20 protein-coding genes are annotated in these 22,687 nt (G+C 62.4%); 11 read left to right on the plus strand and 9 right to left on the minus strand.

What is annotated here, in order from left to right; genetic code table 11:
• The first annotated feature begins 54 nt into the window (after window positions 1-54).
• The 3 genes from ACLKMW_RS04780 to ACLKMW_RS04790 all read left to right on the plus strand — a co-directional run bounded on the left by ACLKMW_RS04780 (window position 55) and on the right by ACLKMW_RS04790 (window position 3,414).
• On the plus strand, window positions 55-507 hold the full coding sequence (locus ACLKMW_RS04780; RefSeq protein ID WP_415723251.1) for a response regulator: 453 nt from the start codon (window positions 55-57) through the stop codon (window positions 505-507).
• 73 nt (window positions 508-580) lie between these two features.
• Window positions 581-2,014: a glutamine synthetase family protein gene (locus ACLKMW_RS04785; RefSeq protein ID WP_415723252.1), complete on the plus strand. Its 1,434-nt coding sequence runs from the start codon at window positions 581-583 to the stop codon at window positions 2,012-2,014.
• A gap of 113 nt (window positions 2,015-2,127) precedes the next feature.
• The gene (locus ACLKMW_RS04790) at window positions 2,128-3,414 is read left to right on the plus strand and encodes an NAD(P)/FAD-dependent oxidoreductase (RefSeq protein ID WP_415723253.1); all 1,287 of its coding nucleotides are present in this window, start codon (window positions 2,128-2,130) and stop codon (window positions 3,412-3,414) included.
• Between the two features lie 93 nt (window positions 3,415-3,507).
• Here ACLKMW_RS04790 and ACLKMW_RS04795 read toward each other — a convergent pair whose 3' ends face one another.
• The 6 genes from ACLKMW_RS04795 to ACLKMW_RS04820 form a co-directional block, all read right to left on the minus strand.
• On the minus strand, window positions 3,508-3,858 hold the full coding sequence (locus tag ACLKMW_RS04795) for an ArsC family reductase (protein WP_415723254.1): 351 nt from the start codon (window positions 3,856-3,858) through the stop codon (window positions 3,508-3,510).
• Window positions 3,855-4,904: a dihydroorotase gene (pyrC, locus tag ACLKMW_RS04800; RefSeq protein WP_415723255.1), complete on the minus strand. Its 1,050-nt coding sequence runs from the start codon at window positions 4,902-4,904 to the stop codon at window positions 3,855-3,857. The genes ACLKMW_RS04795 and pyrC overlap by 4 nt, the downstream gene beginning before the upstream one ends.
• A gap of 211 nt (window positions 4,905-5,115) precedes the next feature.
• Window positions 5,116-5,673 (minus strand): sarcosine oxidase subunit gamma, encoded by a 558-nt coding sequence (locus ACLKMW_RS04805; protein ID WP_415723256.1) that lies wholly within the window; start codon window positions 5,671-5,673, stop codon window positions 5,116-5,118.
• 9 nt (window positions 5,674-5,682) lie between these two features.
• Window positions 5,683-8,682 (minus strand): sarcosine oxidase subunit alpha, encoded by a 3,000-nt coding sequence (locus tag ACLKMW_RS04810; RefSeq protein WP_415723257.1) that lies wholly within the window; start codon window positions 8,680-8,682, stop codon window positions 5,683-5,685.
• A gap of 12 nt (window positions 8,683-8,694) precedes the next feature.
• The gene (locus tag ACLKMW_RS04815) at window positions 8,695-8,982 is read right to left on the minus strand and encodes a sarcosine oxidase subunit delta (RefSeq protein ID WP_415723258.1); all 288 of its coding nucleotides are present in this window, start codon (window positions 8,980-8,982) and stop codon (window positions 8,695-8,697) included.
• An 11-nt stretch (window positions 8,983-8,993) separates the two neighbouring features.
• Window positions 8,994-10,247: a sarcosine oxidase subunit beta family protein gene (locus ACLKMW_RS04820; protein WP_415723259.1), complete on the minus strand. Its 1,254-nt coding sequence runs from the start codon at window positions 10,245-10,247 to the stop codon at window positions 8,994-8,996.
• 114 nt (window positions 10,248-10,361) lie between these two features.
• Between ACLKMW_RS04820 and ACLKMW_RS04825 the strand changes: the two genes are divergently transcribed.
• On the plus strand, window positions 10,362-11,396 hold the full coding sequence (locus ACLKMW_RS04825) for a GlxA family transcriptional regulator (protein WP_415723260.1): 1,035 nt from the start codon (window positions 10,362-10,364) through the stop codon (window positions 11,394-11,396).
• Here ACLKMW_RS04825 and ACLKMW_RS04830 read toward each other — a convergent pair.
• Together ACLKMW_RS04830 and ACLKMW_RS04835 are read right to left on the minus strand one after the other, a co-directional pair.
• Window positions 11,381-12,748, minus strand: a complete 1,368-nt coding sequence (locus ACLKMW_RS04830; RefSeq protein ID WP_415723261.1) for an ATP-binding protein — start codon at window positions 12,746-12,748, stop codon at window positions 11,381-11,383. The two genes, ACLKMW_RS04825 and ACLKMW_RS04830, sit on opposite strands and share 16 nt — an antisense overlap.
• Window positions 12,748-13,410, minus strand: a complete 663-nt coding sequence (locus ACLKMW_RS04835; RefSeq protein WP_415723262.1) for a response regulator — start codon at window positions 13,408-13,410, stop codon at window positions 12,748-12,750. The genes ACLKMW_RS04830 and ACLKMW_RS04835 overlap by 1 nt, the downstream gene beginning before the upstream one ends.
• A gap of 312 nt (window positions 13,411-13,722) precedes the next feature.
• On the opposite strand from ACLKMW_RS04835, the gene dsbD reads away from it, so the two are divergent.
• From dsbD to ACLKMW_RS04855, 4 genes are read left to right on the plus strand one after another with little or no spacing between them, the layout of a single operon-like run.
• Window positions 13,723-15,537 (plus strand): protein-disulfide reductase DsbD, encoded by a 1,815-nt coding sequence (gene dsbD, locus ACLKMW_RS04840; RefSeq protein WP_415723263.1) that lies wholly within the window; start codon window positions 13,723-13,725, stop codon window positions 15,535-15,537.
• Window position 15,538: 1 nt separating this feature from the next.
• Window positions 15,539-16,342: a prolipoprotein diacylglyceryl transferase family protein gene (locus ACLKMW_RS04845; protein WP_415723264.1), complete on the plus strand. Its 804-nt coding sequence runs from the start codon at window positions 15,539-15,541 to the stop codon at window positions 16,340-16,342.
• Window positions 16,343-16,352: 10 nt separating this feature from the next.
• On the plus strand, window positions 16,353-17,075 hold the full coding sequence (locus ACLKMW_RS04850) for a L,D-transpeptidase (RefSeq protein WP_415723265.1): 723 nt from the start codon (window positions 16,353-16,355) through the stop codon (window positions 17,073-17,075).
• Complete coding sequence (locus tag ACLKMW_RS04855) at window positions 17,075-17,686, plus strand: DsbA family protein (RefSeq protein WP_415723266.1); 612 nt, start codon at window positions 17,075-17,077, stop codon at window positions 17,684-17,686. The genes ACLKMW_RS04850 and ACLKMW_RS04855 overlap by 1 nt, the downstream gene beginning before the upstream one ends.
• Before the next feature lie 11 nt (window positions 17,687-17,697).
• Here the strand turns inward: ACLKMW_RS04855 and ACLKMW_RS04860 are convergent, their stop codons facing one another.
• On the minus strand, window positions 17,698-19,281 hold the full coding sequence (locus tag ACLKMW_RS04860; protein WP_415723267.1) for a trimethylamine methyltransferase family protein: 1,584 nt from the start codon (window positions 19,279-19,281) through the stop codon (window positions 17,698-17,700).
• 160 nt (window positions 19,282-19,441) lie between these two features.
• Between ACLKMW_RS04860 and ACLKMW_RS04865 the strand changes: the two genes are divergently transcribed.
• From ACLKMW_RS04865 to ACLKMW_RS04875, 3 genes are all read left to right on the plus strand, one after another.
• A complete protein-coding gene (locus ACLKMW_RS04865; protein ID WP_415723268.1) occupies window positions 19,442-20,377 on the plus strand; it encodes a LysR substrate-binding domain-containing protein in 936 nt (311 codons plus the stop codon).
• Window positions 20,378-20,584: 207 nt separating this feature from the next.
• Complete coding sequence (locus ACLKMW_RS04870) at window positions 20,585-21,688, plus strand: quaternary amine ABC transporter ATP-binding protein (RefSeq protein ID WP_415723269.1); 1,104 nt, start codon at window positions 20,585-20,587, stop codon at window positions 21,686-21,688.
• Between the two features lie 2 nt (window positions 21,689-21,690).
• Window positions 21,691-22,656 carry an ABC transporter permease gene (locus ACLKMW_RS04875; protein ID WP_415723270.1) on the plus strand — a complete coding sequence of 322 codons (966 nt, stop codon included), beginning with the start codon at window positions 21,691-21,693 and terminating at the stop codon, window positions 22,654-22,656.
• Window positions 22,657-22,687 lie beyond the last annotated feature (31 nt).

The following is a 22,687-nucleotide window of genomic DNA, read 5'->3' on the forward strand; positions in this document are numbered from 1 at the left end:
ATTACTTGCCCGCAATCTCAACCATAAATTGAGTTTCACGGCACCGATTTTCTCATGAACAAGTCTCGTCTCGACCCGAAGCGCGGCTTGGCCGATGGTTCGGGTACAGCATCCGATTTCCAGATCGACCCCGACAAAGCGCTTATCGTCGCAAAGTCGCGGATAAATCGGGTGGTGGTATCGAAGATCCTGGAAAGGTCCGGATTGAAATCGATCTCGCTCGATCCCGAAACGGCGCTCAGGACGCTGGAGGCAAGCCTTCCCGCCATGGTGGTTCTTGATGGCGGCGCCGACAACCGCGAGTGCGAGGCGCTCGTTCCACGGCTTGCGTTGCTTCGCGCTGCCACGGCCAACGACCGCCCCCGCGTCATCCTCCTCACCAACAGGAAGGCGACGGGCAATCAGCAATCCACGGCGGATGTGATCGATGCCGTGGTCGTGAAGCCGATCACGACCGAATTGTTGCAGCCCGTGGTCGACCGACTGATGCAAGGCATGTCCGAATAAGACCATCGCGGCCCCTTCCCATCGTTCGCGCGGCGCGGCTATACTTGTGCGTCGAAATCAAATCTGGTGATTGATGCCCGCCTCAAAGAAGGAAATCCGCCCCTCGAAAGTCAGGGCGCGCGCACGTGTGCCTGCATTTGTCAAAAATCTTCGTGGCGTCAAGAACTGGAAGGAAGTCAGCGACTGGCTCGAATGGCGCGGCATCGAAGACATTGAGTGTATCACGCCCGACCAGGCCGGTGTTGCGCGCGGCAAGATGATGCCCTCCAACAAATTCACCTCCAACACCTCGCTGGCCCTGCCCTCGGCCGTGTTCATGATGACGATTTCGGGCGGCTACCCCGAGGATGGCAACGGCTTCGCCTATCCGGAGGATGACGGCGACCTCAAGCTGATGCCGGATCTCTCGACGCTGACGGCGGTGCCTTGGGAAGAAGATCCGACGGCGCAGGTCATCTGCGACCTCGTCCATCAGGACGGGCGCGCGGTCGAGTTCACACCCCGCAACGTGCTGAAGCGCGTCATCGCCGCCTATGAGCGCCAGGGCCTGAAGCCGGTGGTGGCGCCGGAGATCGAATTCTATCTGGTCCGCAAGAATCCCGATCCCGATTATCCGCTGACGCCGCCGGTCGGGCGTTCGGGGCGGCCGATCGGCGGTGGCGCCGGCTATTCGATTGCCGGCGTCAACGAATTCGACGAGCTGATCGACGACATCTACCATTTCTCCGAAAGCCAGGGGCTGGAGATCGACACCCTCATACATGAGGAGGGTGCGGGGCAATTGGAGATCAATCTTCGCCACGGCGACCCGATCGAGCTTGCCGACCAGGTGTTTTTGTTCAAGCGCACGATCCGCGAGGCGGCGCTGAAGCACGACACCTACGCCACCTTCATGGCCAAGCCCATCCAGGGTCAGCCCGGCTCGGCCATGCATATCCACCAGTCGATCCTCAACAAGAAGACCGGCAGGAACATCTTCGCCGCGGAGGACGGCACGGAAACCGAAGCCTTCTTCAACTTCATCGGCGGCATGCAGAGCCACGTGCCGAACGCACTGGTGATGTTTGCGCCCTATGTGAACTCCTACCGCCGGCTGACGCAGGCGGCGTCGGCGCCGGTCAATACCAAATGGGGCTACGACAACCGCACGGTCGCTTTCCGCGTGCCGCGCTCCGATCCGGCCGGCCGTCGTGTGGAGAACCGCATTCCTTCCTCCGATGCCAATCCCTATCTTGCGCTTGCCGCTTCACTGGCTTGCGGACTGATCGGCATGAACAAGGGCCTGAAGCCGGATGCGGCGATCCTGACCACCGCCAACGAAGACGAAATCGACCTGCCGCGCAACCTCTTGGAGGCAGTCGATCTGTTCGAGGCCGACGAGGATTTGAAGGACCTGCTCGGCCACTCCTTCGCCGCGACCTATGCCGCGATCAAGCGGGCGGAATTCGAGACCTTCATGGAGGTGATCAGTCCCTGGGAGCGGGAATTCCTGCTGTTGAATGTGTGAGGATAAGGAGCAAGTAGCGAATAGCGAACGGCGAATAGATCGACCCTGCTCGAAGTCACGGCTCTTGTTCACTATTCGCTATTCCCCATTCCCTATTCGCCCTGACAATGACCATGCTCTACCAATCCCCCATCTCTCCCGGCTATTCCTGGTATGAGGCGACAGCAGGCGAGCGGCCGTCCTACCCGGCGCTCGACGGCGACCGCACGGCTGACGTCGTCATCATCGGCGGCGGCTTTACCGGCCTGTCGGCGGCCGCCCACCTCGCAAAGGCCGGCACCGATGTCGTGCTGATCGAGGCGCATCGGTTCGGCGACGGCGCATCCGGGCGCAATGGCGGCCAACTGGGAACCGGCCAGCGCGCCTGGGCGGAGGAGACCGAGCGCGAGCTTGGCTTTTCGCGCGCCAAGGCGCTGTTTGATCTGGCTGAGGAGGCCAAGGCGCATCTGCTCGACTTCGCGGCCGCGCATGCCATCGAGGTCGACTACAGGCCGGGGCAGATGTCGGTGGCGCACAAGAAGCGTTATGTCGACGACTTCAAGGCGCATACGGAGGCCATGGCTGCGCGCTTCAACTATCCGCATATCTCCTTCATGGACGCGCGGGAGACGGCCGAGCGGCTCGGTTCCACCGCCTATTTCGGCGGCACGCGCGACACCGGCACCGGCCACATCCACCCACTGAAGCTGGTCATCGGCACCGCACGTGTCGCGGCCGCCGCAGGCGCGCGGCTGTTCGAAAATACCCCGTCGACGGGCATCGTGTCGGCCGCCGGCAAGGTAACGGTGACGACCCCCACCGGCACCATCACCGCCGACAAATGCCTGGTCGCGGTCAATGCCTATGGCGGCGCTCTCGAACCCGTAAGTGCCGCCCACATCATGCCGATCGGCTCGTTCATCGGCGCAACGGTGCCGCTCGATCCGGAAAGCGGCGTCATTCCGGGGGGCGAGGCGGTCGATGACTCCCGTTTCGTAGTGCGCTATTTCCGCAAGACGAAGGACAATCGGCTGCTGTTCGGCGGCCGGGAAATCTACGCGGTCGCCGACCCCAAGGACATCCACATCCACATCCGCAGGCAGATCTCCGAAATCTACCCTCGGCTGAAAAATGTCGAGATCAGCCATGGCTGGGGCGGCTATGTCGGCATCACCATGCCGCGCACGCCGTTTGTGCGCGAGGTGATGCCAAATGTGATTTCGGCGGGCGGCTATTCAGGCCACGGGGTCATGCTGTCCAATTTCGTCGGCAAGCTTTACGCCGAAACGGTCGCCGGCAACCGCGATCGGCTGAAGCTGATCGAGGAGCTGAAAATACCGCCCTTCCCCGGCGGCCGACGTCTGCGCGCGCCACTCTTGTTTCTGGCGCTCAACTGGTACGCGCTCAGGGATCGCATCTAAAGCATCGAGCCCGTGGAATCCGGTTCTCGGAAGATCCGATGCTCCGACAAAAAGATCGATCGACAATATGCGTTCGTCAGGACGCACGTCGATCTAGCTGCCGGTCGCCTCGGCATAGAGTTCGGGTTTGAAGCCGACGAGAAGGCGGCCGGCGACGTCGAGTACCGGCCGCTTGACCATCGAGGGCTGAGCCAGCATCAGTTCCATCGCCTTGCGCGCATCGATATTTCGCTTCTCGGCATCGGAAAGCTTGCGGAAGGTGGTGCCGGCGCGATTCAGCAGGACTTCCCAGCCCAGTTCGTCGCACCAGCGCTCGATGAGCGCACGGCTGAGGCCGGCCGTCTTGTAGTCATGGAAGTCATAGGCTACGCCGTGGCTCTCAAGCCAGGCGCGTGCCTTCTTCACTGTGTCACAATTCCTGATCCCATACATGACCGCCGTCAATGTTCGGCTCCCGCGCCAAGTTTCGACCAGCCGACGCTCTTGCCGGCATGAAGCGGGATAACGCTCTGGTCTCCGACTTCGATCTGCTCGGCAACATATCTTTCGCGACGGACATAGGTCACCGTCTCCTGCGGAACCTCAAGGCGATAGAATGCGGCTCCATTGAGGGTGGCGAAACGCTCGAAGCGGTCGAGCGCGTTCTCTTCCTCGAAAACCTGCAGGTAGGCTTCCAGTGCAACGGGCGCGCTGAAGACGCCGGCGCAACCGCAATCGGCCTCCTTGTCGCGACGCAGGTGCGGTGCGGTGTCGGTTCCGAGCAGATAGTTGGGAAGCCCGCTCGTCGCCGCCTGTCGAAGCGCAAGACGGTGCTCCTCCCGTTTCAACACAGGCAGGCAGTAAAGATGGGGCCGCAGCCCGCCTTCGAAAAGCGCATTGCGGTTGAACAGAAGGTGCTGCGGGGTGATGGTGGCGGCGACGCGATCACCGAAGGACCTCGCCGCCAAGGCGCCATCGGCGGTGGTGATGTGCTCCATCACCACGCGAAGGGTGGGGATTTCCTCCAGCGTCGGCACAAGGATTTCGTCGATGAAGAACTTCTCGCGGTCGAAGACGTCGATGTCGGGGCGCACCCGCTCGCCATGAGTGAGAAGCGGCATGCCGGCATCGGCCATGGCAACAAGCACGTCACGGATATTCCTGATGTTGGTCACGCCATGCTGGGAATTGGTCGTCGCATGGGCTGGATAGAGTTTGGCGCCGACCGTCACGCCGTCGCGAAAGCCGGCCACAAGGTCGCCCGCATCGGTGTCGTCGGTGAGATAGCAGGTCATCAGCGGCGTGAAATCCAAGCCTTCCGGCACGGCCGCCATGATCCGCTCGCGATAGGCGGCTGCCATCGCGGTGGTCGTAACCGGCGGCACCAGATTGGGCATCACCAGCGCATGGCGAAAATCACGCGCGGTGTAGGGCACGACCGCCGCCAACATGGGCCCGTCACGAAAATGCACATGCAGATCGCTGGGCTTTCGAAAGGTGATTTCCTGCATCGACAAAGATTACTCCGTGAGGGCACCGATCAAGGTTTCGGATGCCAGGCTGCTCACTGACGCGTGCAATCGATGCTGTCAACGCCCAGGCTCGATTCACCGGCCGCCGACCCGCGTCAAGGCTGGGGCCAGCCGCGCTTATAACATACCTCGTGCATCAGATGGTCATCGAGCGAAATGGTCGATGCCGCCAGCGTTCGCGCCGGCTCAGTCACATGCCCAGCGAAACCTCGCGGCTGGCAGCCTCCAATATCGCCCAGACATGGCTCGCGAACGAGCGCCAGACCTCGATGCGGAAATGCTGCTCATCGTGGCGGATCAGAACGATCTGTGCCTTGTCGAAGATCGTGCGCGTCGCCGTGCCCGCTGGCATTGCTTCGAGATCGAGGGCACAGGCCGATGCCAGGGCAAGCGCTGCCGCTTCGCCGCTTATCTCGATTCCGACGTCACGGTGGCCGACATCGACAAGACTGTGCGGAAGTTCTGCATAGAGCGCGGCAAAGCGTTGTTCGATCCCCTCGGCGTCGCTTGCCGGCGCGAGGAGCTGCCATTCGTCGGGCCCCAGGCAGATGGCGAACCGCCCGTCCCTCGCTGTCATGGCGCCGATCGCGTCTGGCAATTCGTAGCCGAACGCCCTGCCGGCAGCAGCCAACCCTTCGGCACCGATGCGCAGGTTGAAACGGGCGCAATCCTCGGCCATGCCGATTACTAGGCGGTCCATGACGCTGGCGATGCGCCTGCCCTCCAGCGGGTGATGTTCGTGCTTCATCGTCAGCTCCTATGCGTGGAGGCGCTTGCCTTCGGGATCGAAGAAAACGGTCCCGGAGATTTCGGCGGCGTGCGTCTTGCCGGGCATCGGGACGTGGATCGTCTTGCCCCGCATTGACTTGCCGCCTTCGACGACGGCAAGCGCGATCGAGCGTCCGAGCGTCTCGCTCCAATAGGAGGAGGTCACATGCCCGATCATCTTCATCGGCAAGGGCTGGTTGGGGTCGAGGACAATCTGCGCCCCCTCTTCAAGCACGATTTTGGGATCGTTGGTGAGCAAGCCGACGAGATGCTTGCGCTCGGCTTTCAGCATATCCGAGCGGCTGAGCGAGCGCTTGCCGACGAAGTCAGGCTTCGCCTTGCCTATCGCCCAGTCCAGGCCGGCATCGTCCGGCGTCAGCGTTCCATCGGTATCCTGCCCGACGATGATGTAACCCTTCTCGGCGCGCAGCACGTGCATGGTCTCGGTGCCGTAAGGCGTGATTCCATATTGCTGCCCGGCTTCATGCAGCGCTTTCCAAACGGCCAGCCCATGGCGCGCCGGCACGTTGACCTCGAAGCCGAGCTCCCCGGTGAAACTCACCCGGAACAACCTTGTCGGCACACCGCAAATCCTGCCTTCCGCAATCGACATATGCGGCAGGGCTTCATCGGAAAGATCGATCTCTTCGACAAGCGGCTCGATCAGCTTGCGGGCGTTCGGACCATTGAGCGCAATCACCGCCCACTGCTCCGTGGTCGAAGTCAACCACACCTTCAGCTCCGGCCATTCGGTCTGGAGATAATCCTCCATCATCGCAAGCACGCGCGGCGCGCCGCCGGTGGTGGTGGTGACGTGGAAGCGATCCTTCGTCAAACGCCCGATCACACCGTCATCGCGGATGAAGCCGTCCTCGCCGAGCAGCAGGCCGTAGCGGCAGCGGCCGGGAGCGAGCCTGCTCCAGGCGTTGGTGTATATGCGGTTCATGAACTCTGCCGCATCAGGTCCGACGATCTCGATCTTCCCGAGCGTCGAGGCGTCGAACATGCCGACCGAGGAACGCACCTGGCGACATTCGCGCGCCACCGCGCGGTGCATGTCCTCGCCCGCCTTCGGGAAATACCAGGCACGCCGCCACAGCGAGACGGGCTCGAAAATCGCGCCGTTCTCCTCGGCCCAGCTATCGATCGGCGTCCTGCGCGTGATCTCGAACATATCGCCACGATTGTAACCGGCGAAGGCGCCGAAAGTGGTCGGCGTATAGGGCGGACGAAACGTGGTGAGGCCCACAGCCGGGGCTGGCCGCTTCACCGCGTCGGACGCGATGGCGAGGCCGTTGATGTTGGAGGTCTTGCCCTGGTCGGTCGCCATCCCTGTCGTGGTGTAACGCTTGATGTGCTCGATCGATTTGAAGCCTTCGCGCACCGCAAGACGAATATCCTTTGCGGTGACGTCGTTCTGGAAGTCGACGAATGCCTTGGCGAAAGAGGCATTCTTGTCCGACGGCAGCTCACGGTTGCTGACACCATTCGTCAGCGCCTCGCCCTGCACGGCATAGCTTCGCGCACTCGCTTTGAAACCGGCGCCCATGGCAGATTCCGCGCCAGCCGCAGCACCATCCGCTAGCGCTTCCGACAGGCCGAACTTGCCATTGCCGGCGCCGGCGCAGCGGCTCTCCTCCGTCCGTTCGCCGGGCAGGAACATCTGGCCGGCTTCGTTCCATTCAAGCTTGCCCTTGGTGTGCGAGAACAGATGAACGCTCGGCGTCCAGCCTCCCGACATCAGCAGCGTGTCGCAGGCGATCGTTCTCCCGGAGCCAACCTTGCCGCCCTGCTCGACCGGATTGACGCGAACCGAACTCACCCGCAGGCGCCCCTTGGTGCCGGTAATCGTCCAGCCGCACAGCGCGTCGATGCCAAGCGCCTGCGCCTGGGAGAGCAGCGCCTGCGGCACCTCGGTGCGGATGTCGACGACAGCCGCAACCTTTGTGCCGGCGCGCGCCAGGTCGAATGCTGCATACCAGGCGGAATCGTGCGAGGTCGCGACGACGGCGCGATGTCCGACCTTGACACCATATCGGTTGAGATAAGTCCGCGCCGCACCGGCCAGCATCACGCCGGGCCTGTCGTTGCCGTCGAAGACCAGCGGCTTTTCGATCGATCCCTGCGCAAGCACCACCTGCCTGGCCCTGACCTTCCACATGCGCTCGCGCGGCGCACCCTCCGGTACATCGGCAAGGTGATCGGTCAGGCGCTGGCAGAGCCCCAGAAAATTCTGATGGTAATAGCCGATCGCCGTGGTTCGCGTGAGAAGCGTAACATTCGGCATGGCGACAAGTTCGCTCTTGCCTGCCGCGAGCCAGTCCCACGCCGGCATGCCGTTGATCGTCGCCTCCGGTTCGGACAAAAGCGACCCACCGAGCTCGGCCTGCTCGTCGACCAGAATGGTCTTGGCGCCGCTCCTGCCTGCTTCAAGCGCGGCCGCAAGACCGGCCGGGCCGGAGCCAACCACCAGCACGTCGCAATGGGCGAACCGGCTGGCATAGGTGTCCGGGTCCGGCACGGACGGGGATTTGCCGAGGCCGGCCGCACCTCGGATGAACGGCTCGTAGACCTTGTTCCAGAAGCTCTTCGGCCACATGAAGGTCTTGTAGTAAAAGCCTGCCGAAAACAGCATGTAGAGCGCGTCGTTGACGGTGCCGACGTCGCGCTTCAGCGATGGCCAATGGTTCTGGCTGGTCGCCGACAGTCCGTCGAATATTTCGAGCACCGTCGCCCGGGTGTTCGGCTCGAAACGTCCGTCGCCGCGGTCGGTGCCGACAAGCGCGTTCGGCTCTTCCGAGCCCGCGGACAGAATGCCGCGCGGGCGGTGATATTTGAACGAACGGCCAATGAGATGCACGCCGTTGGCAAGCAGCGCCGAGGCAAGGGTGTCGCCCTTGCGGCCTTCAAAACTCTGCCCGTTGAAGGTGAAGCTAACCGGCCGGTCATGGTCGATCCGGCCCTTTCCGGAAACGCGATGGGTGGTCATGCGCGCGCTTTCTCAATCTCGGTTTCGCTCGGACGGGGGCAGTCCGGCCTTGTAGGTCATCACGAATTTGTCGCTCACCGTGTCGCGCACCGCGTTGAAGAAGCGGCCACAGCCATGCTGGTGCCGCCAGCGCTCGAAATGCGTGCCGCGCGTGTTGCGGCGGATGAAAAGGTGGTTCTTCCATTCCTCATCTGTGAGTTTCGAGGGATCGGACGGACGGGCAATATGGGCTTCCCCGCCATAGGCGAACTCGACTTCCGGCCGTTCGGCATCGCAATAGGGGCAATGGATCAAGAGCATTTCAGCGTTCCTCAGTGCGCCACGGCGGCAGCGGCGGCTTCGTCGATCAGCCGGCCGCTGGTGAAGCGCTCCAGCGTAAAAGGCGCGTTGATCGGGTGCGGTTCGTCGCTCGCGATGGTGTGGGCAAAGACATGGGCCGAGCCCGGCGTCGCCTTGAAACCGCCGGTACCCCAGCCGCAATTGACGTAGAGACCAGGCACCGGCGTCTTGCCGATGATCGGCGAACGATCCGGCGTGACATCGACGATGCCGCCCCATTTGCGCAGCATGCGCATGCGGGTGAAGATCGGAAACACCTCGCAGATCGCCGCGACCGTGTGTTCGATCAAAGGCAGGCCGCCGCGCTGGCTATAGGAGACGTACTGGTCGGTTCCCGAGCCGATCACCAGCTCTCCCTTGTCGGACTGGCTGATATAGGCATGCACGGTGTTGGACATGACCACGCATGGGAAGATCGGCTTGACCGGCTCCGATACCAGTGCCTGCAGCGGGTAGCTCTCGAGCGGCAGGCTGACGCCGGCGCTGTCCATCACCACCGAGGTGTTGCCGGCGGCCGACACCGCCACCTTCTTCGCCTTGATGAAGCCGCGAGGCGTCTCCACGCCACTCACCCGGCCGGACGCATCCCGGCGGATCGCCGTCACCGGGCAGTTCTGGATGATATCGACGCCGCGCTCCGCTGCCCCGCGTGCATAGCCCCAGGCGACAGCGTCGTGACGGGCAACGCCGCCGCGCCGCTGCAGCGTCGCGCCCATGACGGGATAGCGGGCGTTGGCGGCGATGTTGAGCGGCGGACAATATTCTTTGGCCTGCTCGGGCGTCAGCCATTCATTGTCGACGCCATTGAGGCGGTTGGAGTGGAGATGGCGCTTGAAGCTCTGCACATCATGAACGGAGTGCGCTAGCATCATGACGCCCCGCTGCGAGAACATCACATTGTAGTTGAGTTCCTGGCTGAGCCCCTCCCAGAGATCCAGCGCATGGTCGTAGAGGCGCGCGCTCTCGTCATAGAGATAGTTGGAGCGGATGATCGTCGTGTTGCGGCCGGTATTGCCACCGCCGAGCCAACCCTTGTCGATGATGGCGACTTTGGTGATGCCATGCTCCTTGGCAAGATAGTAGGCGGCGCCAAGACCATGCCCGCCCGCGCCGACGATGACGACGTCATATTCGGCCTTGGGCTCGGCATCCGGCCATTGCGGCTGCCAGTTCTTGTTGCCGGTCAAGGCGTTGGTCAGAAGCGAAGAAAGCGAGAAGCGGGTCACGGCACACCCCGAGGTTCAACATGGCGGGACTATTGCGAACCACGCGGTAGTTGAACAGAACAGTTGCGTCAGCGTAATATAACCCATGCGACAGCCTCGTCGCTGGAGGCTCGAATGGAAAGCGTCAGACGTAACCAGCCGCCAATGCGGGGCGCTGCCCCTCGCCTGTCAGTCTGCTTCATCCTCGCACGGCGCTTCACCCTGTGCGCCTTTGCCAATTTCGTCGACGTGCTGCGGCTTGCCGCCGACGAGGGAGACCGCAGCCGGCCGATCCTGTGCGAATGGACTGTGCTATCTGATACGATGAACCCGGTGGCATCGAGCTGCGGAGTGATGGTGCAACCCAATGAGCGCCTCGGCGACCCGACGAAGTACGACTATATCGTCGTGGTGGGCGGTCTGATCGACGAGATTCCCAATCTCAGCCCGCAATATGCTCGCTATCTGCAACGTGCCGCGGCGTTGAAGATACCCTTGGTCGGCGTTTGCACCGGGGCGTTTATTCTGCATAGCGCCGGACTGATGGACGGTTATCGCTGCTGCGTCAGCTGGTTCCATCACACGGACTTCCTGGAACAGTTCGACGGGCTGAAACCCGTCTCCGACCAGATCTTCATCGTCGATCGCGACAGGCTGACCTGCTCGGGCGGGGCGAGTTCAGCGCATCTGGCGGCGCATCTGGTGGAAAAACACGTCGGCCGCGCCCAGGCGCGCAAGAGCCTGCACATCATGATCATCGACGACGCGCTGCGCGCGGAGAAACCGCAGCCGGGCATTCCGCTCGATCTCAAGACTGACGATCAACTGGTCAAGAAAGCGTTGCTCTTAATGCAGCAGAACATCGATGCACCGCTCGCGGCGGCGGAAATCGCGCGTCGCCTCGGCGCCACCCGGCGCCAGCTCGAACGTCATTTCCAGCGGGCAGTGGGCATGGCGCCCACGCTTGCCTACAAGATCATGCGGCTTGAATATGCCGAATTTCTGCTCAGCCACACCGAATATACTGTGACCCAGATTGCGGCTTCGACCGGCTTCTGCGATTCATCGCATTTCATCCGCGCGTTCCGAGAGAAATATCAGACGACGCCGGCGGCACTGCGCAACCAACGCAGCAGAGCGTTCGCTGCGAGCGTTCATTTGTTGCCATGAGCTGACCTTACCGCGAGCGCGGCGGTCAGGCCACGCGGCTGACGATTCTCGAGCCGCAATTGGCCGCCGATGCGCTCCATCGCGGTTTGCGCGATGGCAAGGCCGAGACCGCTGCCCGTAGCCGAGCGGTTGCGGCCACGAAAGAATCTCTCGGTCACACGAGGCAGTTCGGCTTCTGGAACACCTGAACCTTCGTCCTCGATGACAAGCTGTATCCGATCTCCTTCCGCCACGACGCGGCAGGTGATCGTACCTCCCTCGGGCGAATGATTGATCGCATTCTCCAGCAGGTTTCGCAGCGCCAGAAGGAAGAACTGAAGCTCGACCATGATCTGTAGATCGTCGCTTATATCGACAAACTCGATCGTTACGCCCTGCGATCGCGCAAGCTCCGACACATCCGCCAAAACGGTCGAAAGCAGCCTGGCCGGATTTTCGGGGTTCAAAGCGGGCTCGTCGTCGCTCGCCTCCAACGCCGCCAGGTCCAGCAACTGCCTGACCAGCCGGCTGGTGCGGTCGACCCCGGCGGTGATCTGGCGAAGCGCGTTGGCATGCACCTCGCCATCGCCGCTGCCGAGCGCGATCTGCGCCTGGGTCTTGAGACCGGCAAGCGGCGTCTTCAACTCATGCGCGGCGAAAGCGGTAAAACCCCGCTCCCGTTCGCGCGCCTCCGCGACGCGCTTGAACAAGCCATTGAGCGCGTTGATGGCCGGTGCGATCTCCTTTGGCATGTCAGTGTTCGGCAAGGGCCGCAGATCGTTTGCCGCTCGTGCCGACAGGGCGCCCGCCATATCGTTGAGCGGCGACAGGCCCCGCCTGACGCTGAGCCAGATCATGCCGGCCAGAAAAGGCAGGATCAACGCCGCCGGCAGCACCAGACCTTTGATGACGTCGCCCACAAGCTTGTTACGAATGCGCACGCTGTCGCCGATCATCACGCGCACACCGAGCCGTGGATTCTCAACCGTATAGACGCGCCAGGTTTCGCCATCGACCTCGGTTTCGGAAAAGCCTTGCTTCACCTCGGTCAGCCTTGCATGGGGCGCACTTTCTGAGCGCCCCACCAGCATGCCGTCCAGCGACCAGATCTGGCAGGAAAGCTGACGCCCATAGGGGTGGTGCTCGACATTCGGTTTGGGCGAAATATCGCCCAGGCCCTCGGCCATCGCGATCTCGATGCGGTGATCGGTGAGCAGCGAATTCACCATGCGTGCGGCTTCGGTCAGCCTGGCATCGAGAACCCGCTCGACCTCCGCCTGGGTGCTCAGATAGATCCAGGCGACGGCCAACAGCCAGACGAGCCCGGTGGTGCCGATCAGGATGGTGATCAGCCGGGTTCTGATTGAGGTCATCAACCCTCCTCCGCCAGTCGGTAGCCAAGACCGCGCACCGTCCTGATGAAATCGGAGCCGAGCTTCGCGCGCAAATGGTGGACGTGCACCTCGACCGCGTTGCTTTCGACTTCTTCCTGCCAGCCATAGAGCGCTTCCTCCAGGGCTGCTTTCGAAACGGTCGCGCTGGGCCGCTCCATCAGCGTCCGCAGAACAGCGAACTCCCGACGCGTAAGCTTGACCGGAGCGCTGCCGCTGGTCGCGGTCAGTTGCGCCGGATCGAGCACCACCCCGCGCCACTCCAGCAGGGCCGCGGCCCTCCCTGCCCCGCGACGTGCGACGGCACGCAGGCGGGCGGCAAGCTCGTCAAGATCGAAGGGCTTGCCGACATAGTCGTCGGCACCGGCGTCGAGCCCATTGATGCGATCGGCCACCTGATCGCGGGCAGTCAGCAGAAGCACCGGGGTCGCATCCTTTTTTCCTCTCAGCGAAGCAAGGACATCGAGCCCCGACCCGTCCGGCAGCATGAGATCGAGCACGATGGCGTCATAGCGCTGCGCGGCCACCGCTGCCAGAGCGTCTTCGCAGGTCGATACCGGATCGGTGGTGAAGCCAGCCAAGCCAAGGCCGACGGTCAGCCCGTCGAGCAGCATCGGATCGTCTTCAACCACAAGTATTCGCACTTTTCTCGCTTCCGCCAGGGTCAGGGCCTATTACTCTGGTCGAAATGGTGTGAGGCCATCTGAAGGACGCCGAAACGGCGTCGAACTGCTGCGTCGGAACCCTCGGTCGATGGAACCACATCGACCTTCGGCCTTCTCCTGGCATTTCCTTGCCGTTCCATGCGCCATTTCGATCATATTAACAGGTCCTGACCCTAGCTTCCGCGCACCCAATCTGCCGCTCTCGCTTAAGGCTGCCTTAAGCTGGCGTCCGCACCTTGATTTCCATGAGCGCTGTCCTGGCAGCATGCGCCCACGCAATCGAGGACGATAATGAGGCTATTTCTTGCCGTTCTGATTTTTCTTGGCTCTTTGGCGACAGTGCAGGCCGGTCCCCTGCCCGTGGACGAGGCTTTCGAACTGAAAGTCGCCAAAGAGTCAAATGGAGCGCTCCGGTTCGATTGGACGATTGCCGAGGGGTATTACCTTTACCGCGACCACATAAGCGCCAGGGTGGCGGACGGTGAGGAGATCCCGGTTGAGACCACATCCGGAATTTCCAAGGACGACCCGAATTTCGGGCGGATGGAGATCTACTACGATCGCGCGAGCGCCGTCGTCGGCCCGACGGGCAAGGCACCGATCGAGCTCGTCTATCAAGGTTGCCAGGAAGATGGCATATGCTACCGGCCGGAAACCAGGGTCATCGATCCGGTAACGCTTGCCATCACGAATCCCTTTGCAGGCGGCGCGGTTTCGACGCTGCAGTGGGAAACCGATAATCAAACCTCGGCACCGTCCAATCCGTTGCCCCAGGCAGAAAGCAGCGATGCTTCCACCGCAACATTCGCGCTCGCCGAAGACAAGGGCCTGATCCCCTCGCTTCTGGAACGCGGGGGCGTGCTTCTGGTGATTGCCAGCTTTCCCCTGTTCGGCCTGCTGCTTGCATTCACCCCTTGCGTCTTTCCGATGTATCCGATCCTGGCAGGAACGCTGGCGCGGGAGGGCGACAGGCTGACACCGCGCCGCGGCTTCATCCTTTCCACCATCTATGTCCTGTCGCTCGCCAGCGCTTTCGGCCTGCTCGGGGCGGTCGCCGGATGGTCAGGCCAGAACCTGCAGATGGTGTTGCAATCGCCCATTACGACCGGAGTCCTTGCGCTCGCATTCGCTCTGCTGGCGCTGTCGATGTTCGGCCTGTTCGAGCTGCAATTGCCCCTGTCGTGGACGAACTGGGTCGCAAGGAGGACGGGCGCGATGGGCGGATCAAAGCGCTCCGCAGCCGTGCTCGGCTTTTCCTCGGCCCTGATCGTTGGTCCATGCGTTACTGCTCCCTTGGCCGGCGCGCTTCTTTACATTGCCCAGACGGCAGATGTGGCGCTTGGCGCGGCTGCGCTCTTTGCGCTCGGCATCGGTAAGGGAATTCCGCTGATCATCCTTGGAACGCTCGGTGGCAGCGCGCTTCCGCGCGCCGGCGCCTGGATGGAGAATGTCAAGCGCCTGTTCGGCTTCGGCTTTCTGGCGACGGCTATCTGGATGGCGACTCCGCTTCTCCCGGCGGGCGTTGATCTGGCGCTATGGGCGGCGTTGCTGATCGGCGTGGCGAGCCTTGCCTTCAGCAACCGATATAGCGGAATCAACGCATTGGTGGCTGCCCGCGCCTTCGGAACGACGGCGCTGGTCTATGGCGTGATCCTGTTGCTCGGCGCTGCCTCCGGCGCAACCGATCCGCTGAAGCCGCTGGCTGTCTTCGCCAGCCGTTCGGCGCCTGCCGCTTCGGGCGAACTCAGCTTCGCCAAGGTGGCCTCCGTGCCGGACCTCCAGGCCCAGTTGGATTCGGCAAAGGGAGCAAAGCCGACCCTGGTCTACTTCACCGCCGACTGGTGCGTCAGTTGCCGTACGATCGAGCGCTCGGTTCTGACCGACGACGGGGTACGCCGCAGCCTCGGCGGCTTTGACCTGATCGAGGCCGACCTTTCCAGCCTGGACGCGGCCAATGCCGATTTGATGAAGCAACTGAATGTCGCCGGTCCACCGACGATGGTTTTCTTCGACAAGACCAGTCGCGAAATGGCCGGCACACGGCTGGTCGGCGAGATTACCGCGGAAGGCCTGTCCCGGTCCGCGAGCCTGACAGGCGGCATCTGAGATGGATGCAGTCTCCATCGGACCCCTGGTGATGGCCGCCGACCGCTTCGCCGTGGTCCTCGGCGTCTTCATCTTCACCTTTGTTTCCGGCGTTCTGGCGCACCGCGTCGACCAACGCTTTCAAGCCTGGTCCTGGTGGGTGTTGCTCGGGGGCATCGTTGCTGCCCGGCTTGGACATGTCGCGATCCATTGGCGCAGCTTTGCCGCGGAACCCTTGCGCGCGCTTGCCCTTTGGGAGGGCGGCTTCTATTGGCCGCCCGCCGCTTTCGCCATACTGCTTACCGTCTTTTTGGTGCTGAAGACCGCCCGGCAGCGGCTGTGGTCGCTCCTGCCGCTCGCGCTGGCGCTGGTCGTATGGAACACCGCCTGGCAACTTACCGGCGGCGCCCAGGCCATAGCGCTGCCCGCCAAATCATTCCCTACCCTTGCCGGCCAGGAACAAATGCTCGACGGCAAAACCGGCAAGCCCATGGTGATCAATCTCTGGGCGACGTGGTGCCCGCCCTGTCGTCGCGAAATGCCGATGATGGCTGAAGTCGCGGCATCATCTCCAGCCGTCGATTTCGTCTTCGCAAATCAGGGCGAAGGGCGCGACGCGATCTTACGCTACCTGTCACGCGAGAAAATCGAACTCGAGACGATCCTGCTCGACCAGTTTGTCGATCTGTCCCGGCATTACGGCGCGCCGGGCCTGCCCGCAACGCTGTTCATCGGCGCCGATGGCGTGCTTCAGCACGCCCATCTGGGCGAGATCTCGCGCGAAATACTGCAATCCAAAATAGCCCGCCTCAGCGGTGAAAACTAAGGAGACACACTTGCCTACCCGCAAAAAACACCGCACCGGCACCGGGCCGGCCATTCTGCTGCGCGCGCTTTTTCTTGCCGCGGTCCCGGTGGCCGTCGCAGCCTGTTCATCCACCACGCAGCCCACAACAAAGGCCGCGCTGAAGCCCGCACCCGATCCGTCCTATGTCAAAATGTACGGCGCGATCGACGACAATGGCACCCTTATTCCGGCAGTAGACGTCTCGAAGATCGACAAGCGCAATTTGCGGCAAGTGGTGGATTACAAGACGGATGAACCGGTCGGCACGATCGTCGTCGATCCGCATGCGCGCTTTCTCTATCTGGTAATGGAGGGCGGCAAGGCGATGCGCTATGGCGTCGGCGTCGCCAAGGCCGGGCTCGAATATCAGGGTGACGCCGATATTTCGCGCAAGGCTTCCTGGCCGGGCTGGACGCCCACTCCGAACATGATCAAGCGCGATCCGGAACGCTATGAAAAATGGGCCGGAGGAATGGAAGGCGGCTTGCGAAATCCGCTCGGCGCGCGAGCCCTGTACCTCTATAAAGGCGGGCAGGACACGCTCTACCGCATCCATGGCACCAACGAACCGTGGTCGATCGGCAAGTCCGTCTCATCCGGCTGCATTCGCCTTTTCAATCAGGACATCATCGATCTGCACCGGCGCGTGCCCAAGGGTTCGCGCGTGGTCGTTCTCGACAAACAACAATCAGGAAAAGGAGAAGAAATCTGATGATCAACCGACGACAGATTCTGACCGCTTCCGCGGCCGGAGCCGCAGCACTCATCCTTCCCGGCCTTGTCGGCGCGCAAGATTTCCCGACCGTGCAAGAGGTGTTGTTCGACCCTGAAATTCCCGCGCTCGGCAATCCGAAAGGCGATGTCACGATCGCGGAATTCTTCGACTATCAGTGCCCCTACTGCAAGAAAGGTCATCCCGAGCTGATGAAGGTCGTCAAGACGGACGGCAATGTCAGGCTGATCATGAAGGACTGGCCGATCTTCGGGGAAACATCGGTTTATGCTTCAAGCCTCGTGCTCGCAGCAAAAGCCTCGGGCAAATATTCCGAGGCTCTGCATGCGCTGATGGCCACCGAGGGGCGGCTGACGAACGAACAGGTGGACGGCGCGCTTGAAAAAGCGGGCTTGGATCCCAAGGCCATGGAAGCGGCGTTCAAGAAGGATTCCAAACGCGTCGACGGCATCCTGGCCCGCAACATGGACCAGGCCAACGCTTTCGGCTTTGGCGGCACGCCATCCTTCATCGTCGGCACCAAGATCTTTCATGGCGTGATGAATGAGGAGACCTTCACCAAAGCGATTGCCGAGGCGCGCGCAGGTTAGGCGACGACAATTCAGTACCAGGCGTCCTGCATGCCGGACTTTTTCCGGCTCATGAACTCCTTCAGCGCCTCGTCTATCGCCTCGTCGAGCGGCGGCGCCTCGTACTCGGCGAGCGCCTTCTTCCAGCGCAGATTGGCGCGGGCGGCGGCATCCTTGGAGCCGGCCGCCTCCCATTTTTCGAAAGGCTCATTGTCGGCAATTTCCGAATCCCAGAACGCCGTTTCATAGTTGGCTAGCGTGTGTGCGCTGCCGAAGAAGTGACTGCCCGGCCCCACTTCGCGAAAGGCATCGAGCGCGAGCTGGTTGTCGTCGACCTTCACGCCGTCGAGATAGGTGTGCAAGGCGCCGCAGAAATCGGTGTCCATGACGAATTTCTCGTAGGACATGGACAGGAGCCCATCGAGGAAACCTGCCGAATGCAGGATGAAATTGGCCCCGCAGTGAACGGCGGCCAGCATCGACATCGTGCCTTCATTCATGGCATGCGCGTCGGGCAGCTTGGAAGTGGTGAAGTTGCCCGAGCATCTGAGCGGTAGATTGAGCCGCCTTGCCAATTGCCCCACCACCATCGAGCCGATCGCCGGCTCGGGCGTGCCGAAAGTCGGCGAGCCAGACCTCAGCGACATTGAGGACAGGAAATTGCCGAAGATCACCGGCGCGCCGGGCCGCTCCAGCTGGGTCAGAGCGCAGCCGGCCATGGTTTCGGCCAGGGATTGCGCGATTGCGCCGGCATTGGTCACCGGCCCCATGGCTCCGCCGAGAATGAAGGGCACGATCACCGCCGCCTGGTTGGCGCGGGCATAGGCGCGCAGCGCCGTCGTCATCGTCGCATCCCACACCAACGGCGAGTTAACGTTGACGTTACCTAGGATGACGCAGTTCTCATCGACGAAATCGCGCCCGAACACGATGCGCGCCATGTCGATGGAATCCTCCGCCCGGCTCTCGGCCGTCACCGAGCCCATGAAGGCGCGGTCCGAATATTTGATGTGGGCATAAACCATGTCCAGATGGCGCTTGTTCACCGGCACGTCCACCGGCTCGCAAATGGTCCCGCCGGAGTGATGCAGCCAGGGCGATGACTGCGCCAGCTTCACGAAATTGCGGAAATCCTCGATCGTGCCGTAACGCCGCCCCTTGTCGAGGTCCATCACGAAGGGCGATCCGTATGCGGGCGAAAACACGACGCTTCCGCCGCCGATCCGCACCGAATTGGCGGGATTGCGCGCGTGCTGAGTAAATTCGGCGGGCGCAGTCTTCAGGATTTCGCGCAACATGCCCGGCTCGAACTTCACCAGCACGCCATCGATCTCGGCGCCCGCCCGCTTCCAATGTGCCAGCGCTTCCGGATCGTCGCGGAACTCGATGCCGATTTCGGCCAGGATGCGGTCTGCCGTCTCCTCGATGCGCACAAGGTTCTCTTCGGAGAGAACGTCATAGGTCGGGATGTTGCGCATGATGTAGGGGCGGCCCACGCCTTGCGGGCCGTGCGAACGCAATTCGCGGCGGGCGTGGCGCCCGCCTCCCCGTTCGCGGCGCTGGGCAGGCTGGACTGCTGTTTCGGGAATTTCGTTCATCGCGGCAACCCTGTTCATGACGCTCGAAGACGGCCACGCCATCGGCCGCCAGGCACCTTTGCACTGCTCCCCGTCCGTGAACGGACGAGGAAGACAAAAAGGCTCCTGTGCATGAGCATCCGTTATGCACTAGAACCGTCAAGGGCACTTTTTCGTTCGCTTAGCATAAGGCAGGCTCATGTCTGGATATCGTCGCCAGCTTCCCTCGATGACATCGTTGGTCGTTTTCGAGGCGGCTGCCCGCCAGAAAAGTTTCACCAAGGCCGCAGCCGAGCTGGGAATCACGCAAGCCGCCGTGAGCCGACAGGTGCAGGGGCTGGAGGAAAACCTCGGATTTCAGCTTTTTCGCCGGCTGCATCGCTCGATCGAATTGACAGCGCGTGGCCTTAGCCTTTCGAAATCGATGTCGGAGGCGCTCGGCATCATCGCCCAGACGGTGCAGAGCATCACCGACGAGAGCAAACCCGCCGAACTGGTCATTTCGGCGTCGGTCGCCTTTTCACATTTCTGGCTGCTGCCCAATATATCGGACTTTCGCCGGGCAAACCCCGACGTGAAGCTGAAAATCGTGACCCAGGATAGTGCGGTCAACCTGCTTCGCGAGGATATCGATGTCGCCATTCGCTACGGCAACGGAAACTGGCCGGACGGCAAGGCGATCATGCTGTTCAACGACGACATCTTCCCTGTGTGCAGCCCGGGGTATCTGGCCGAGCACGGAGCGCCGGATTGTGTCGCCGATCTTGCGCGCCACAATCTCATCGCCAGCGATTCACTGGATTCCAGCTGGACCGGGTGGGAGCAATGGCTGAGCGCATTCGGACACAGCAGCGATCCCCGCAACGTTACCTTGAGCTGTAATTTCTACACCGATGCCATCTATGCCGCCTTGCGCGGAGAAGGCATCGCACTCGGCTGGCACAGGCTCGTCTCCGATCTTCTGCGGCAGAAGCAGCTTATCCGGGTTTCCTCCGAATCGGTCCGAACCCGCCACGCCTACTTCGTTGTGCTGAAGGCGGCACCCGCCCGGAAACCTGCGGTGGAGTCATTCCTGGCGTGGATCTGCTCCGAAACCAATGGATCGACGGCAACGCTGCAGAATTCACCATTCTGACGCGCGTGATGGTCACATTACGTGGAATTATGACGAACATTCACAGGAGTGCGGTTTACAAGTCCGTCTCAACGCTGAAATCATAGCCTTTGGGAGGAGCGGCATGGCTGGAACGCGGACCAACGCGATCAACGGACATAACTTTAATTCAGCGATGGGCCACTTCGCTGGCGGCTTCGCCCGCTTTGCCACCCAGGGTTCTTCGTGATGCACGGCGCTTCCCGCACCGATCCGTCACCCACCGAGACGCCGCCGGCATCCAAGCGTATCGAGGTCCGCGGACTGAGCAAGGTCTTCGGCACGGATGCGCAAGAGGCGTTGGCGCTGGCGCGCGACGGGCTTTCCAGACGGGAGATCATTGAGCGCACCGGCGCGGTCGTCGCTATCGACAATGTTTCGTTTTCGGTGGATGCCGGCGAGATTTTCGTCGTCATGGGCCTGTCCGGATCAGGCAAGTCGACATTGGTGCGCTGCCTGAACCGCTTACAGGAGCCCTCCGCCGGCAGCATCGAGATCGACGGCGAAGATGTGGTCACCGCTTCGGAGGAAAGGCTGCGGGAACTCAGGCTGGAAAAGATCACCATGGTCTTCCAGCACTTTGCCTTGCTGCCGCACCGCACAGTTGCGGAAAATGTCGAATATGGCCTGAAGATGCGCGGGCTGGCCAAGCCCGAGCGCCGCGCCAAGGCGCTGAAAACGCTGGACAGCGTCGGCCTCGGCAATTGGGCCGATCGCCATCCTGCCGATCTCAGCGGCGGTATGCAGCAGCGCGTCGGCCTGGCGCGGGCTTTGGCGCTGGATCCGGAAATCCTGCTGATGGACGAGCCGTTCAGCGCGCTGGACCCGCTGATCCGACGCGACATGCAGGGTGAGTTGCTGGAACTTCAGCGCCGCTATCGCACCACTATCATCTTCATCACCCATGACCTCAACGAGGCGCTGACACTTGGCGACCATGTGGCGGTGATGAAGGACGGTCGCTTCGCGCAGGTCGGCCGGCCAGCCGATATCGTGCTCAGCCCGGCGGACGACTATGTCGCCGCCTTCACTCGCGACATAGATCGCGGTCGCGTGCTCCCGGTACGCTCCGCGATACGTGCGCCCGCGCAGGCGGAGGCGCTTCAGGCGCTGTTGTCAAACGGGGCCGCCTCGATCGAAGGCAGCCGCCCTCTTCACGAGGTCTTCGCCCTCGCCGCAGGACCCGCTCCGGTCGTCATTGTCGATGCAGAAGGCCGTCCCGAGGGGTCGGTAACGGCCGCCGATGTCACGGCAATGCTGGCCAGCGCCCCAGAATCGCAAGGGAGGTCGTGACCATGCCTTCGCAAACCCTGGACCGCCTTCAAGCAGCCGCGGACGTCGCTCGGCCTTCCCACTACGGAGTGCTGCCGCTCGACGACTGGATCGAGGCCATTGTGAAGGACTGGCTCGTTCCCACGTTGCGGCCGATATTTCGGGCACTGCAATGGCCGATCTCGCAGGTTCTCGACGGGTTGCAGTCACTGCTTCTGGCGATCCCCTTCGCCGTCATCGTCATACTGGCTGTCCTGGCTGCATGGCGCACGGCTGGGCGGGGCATTGCCCTCCTCACATTTTTGTCCCTGCTGCTGCTCGACTGGATCGGCGTCTGGCAGGAAACGATGATCACGCTGGCGATGATCGTCACGGCTGTGGCCTTCTGCATCGTCGTAGGGATTCCCATCGGCATCGCGGCCGCCCGCAGCGACCGCACGGCGGCGATCGTCCGGCCGATCCTTGACGTGATGCAGACGATCCCCTCCTTCGTCTACCTGGTTCCGATCGTCATGCTGTTCGGCGTCGGCGTGGTGCCGGCGGTAATCGCCACGATCGTCTTTGCGCTTCCGCCGCTGGTGCGGCTAACCAATCTCGGCATTCGCCAGGTGCAGGAAGAGCTTGTCGAGGCCGGCCGCGCCTTCGGTTCGACGCCGCGCCAGATCCTGTGGGAAATCCAACTGCCGCTGGCGCTGCGCACCATCATGACCGGCGTCAACCAGACGCTGATGCTGGCTTTGTCGATGGCGGTGATCGGCGCGCTGATCGGCGCCGGCGGGCTCGGGCTGACGGTCTATACGGGCCTTGGCAGGCTCGATGTCGGCTATGCCGGCATCGGTGGTCTCGGCATCGTGTTGATGGCCATCATCCTCGATCGGATTACACAAGCGCTTGGCGACGGCGATGGCGCCAGGCGGCGCAAAGGCGCTGCCAATCCCTCCGCCGGCGGGCGCAAGCCTGAAGCAGCGGCTGCGCAAGAACCCGCATAAGCGATGAATTTTGGGAGCAGGACTGCGTGAA

The organism is Borborobacter xinjiangensis (genome assembly GCF_047739745.1).
Taxonomy (GTDB): domain Bacteria; phylum Pseudomonadota; class Alphaproteobacteria; order Rhizobiales; family Rhizobiaceae; genus Pseudaminobacter.